The sequence below is a fragment of the Vogesella mureinivorans genome (genome assembly GCF_007644035.1).
GTDB lineage: Bacteria > Pseudomonadota > Gammaproteobacteria > Burkholderiales > Chromobacteriaceae > Vogesella > Vogesella mureinivorans.
This window is the reverse complement of the sequence record NZ_VMTV02000558.1, coordinates 1-324: the sequence shown is the minus strand read 5'-3', so window position 1 is coordinate 324 and position 324 is coordinate 1. Positions and strand designations below refer to the sequence as shown.

At 59.3% G+C, this 324-nt stretch carries 1 protein-coding gene; it reads left to right on the top strand.

Translation table 11 applies throughout. The features are described from left to right. The coding region (locus FLQ44_RS14540; RefSeq protein ID WP_147694983.1) for a serine hydrolase at positions 1-324 on the top strand (324 nt) is incomplete at both ends.

Here is a 324-nt window from a genome sequence, read left to right as displayed (position 1 = left end):
GGTGACCAGATACTGGCCACAGCTGACGGGCAAGCAGTGGCAGGGTATTCGTATGCTGGATCTCGCCACCTACACCGCTGGCGGCCTGCCGCTACAGGTACCGGATGAGGTCACGGATAACGCCTCCCTGCTGCGCTTTTATCAAAACTGGCAGCCGCAGTGGAAGCCTGGCACAACGCGTCTTTACGCCAACGCCAGCATCGGTCTTTTTGGTGCGCTGGCGGTCAAACCTTCTGGCATGCCCTATGAGCAGGCCATGACGACGCGGGTCCTTAAGCCGCTCAAGCTGGACCATACCTGGATTAACGTGCCGAAAGCGGAAGA